At 66.6% G+C, this 569-nt stretch carries 1 protein-coding gene; it reads left to right on the top strand.

Features of this window, described 5'->3' with window-relative positions; all coding sequences use genetic code 11:
* Window positions 1-119: 119 nt before the first annotated feature.
* Window positions 120-569 (top strand): beta-ketoacyl-[acyl-carrier-protein] synthase family protein (locus tag ON30_RS41840; protein ID WP_505805169.1); only part of this gene is annotated, 450 nt, incomplete at its 3' end.

Genomic DNA, 569 nt, shown 5'->3' with positions numbered 1-569 from the left:
TGAAGGTCGAGAATGTTTTTCTGGCCGGTGTGGGTTGCGCGGATGTGGGTGTGGTGGGGGTGGGTGAGGCGGTGGCCGCGGGGTGGTTCGAGGAGCGGGCGGCGCGGGAGTCGGGTTTGGTGTCGGTGACGGTGGCCGGTGGTGTGCCGGCGCCGGATCTGGCGGTGGCGGCGGGGCGGGCGGCGTTGGCGGGTTCGGGGGTGGATGCGGCGCAGGTGGACGCGGTGTTCCACACGAATGTGCATCCGCAGGGTCCGGACGGGTGGTCGGCGCAGCATTATGTGAACCGTAATACGGTGAATCGTCCGGTGACGTCGGTGGAGATCCGTAACGGGTGTATCGGGTTCTTTTCGGCGTTGCATCTGGCGGTGTGTTTCCTGGGGGCTGATCGGTCGCGGTCGGCGGCGTTGTTGACCGCTGCCGATAATTTCGGTACTCCGGCGGTGGATCGGTGGCGGGCGTCGCGGTTGTTCGTGTTGGCCGATGGTGGTGGGGCGGTGGTGTTGTCGAAGCGGGGTGGGTTCGCGCGGGTGTGTTCGATCGACTCGATCTCCGACCCCGAACTCGAA

It is taken from the genome of Nocardia takedensis NBRC 100417 (assembly GCF_000308695.1).
Classification (GTDB): Bacteria; Actinomycetota; Actinomycetes; order Mycobacteriales; family Mycobacteriaceae; genus Nocardia; species Nocardia takedensis.
This window is presented reverse-complemented; position numbering and strand designations above follow the sequence as displayed.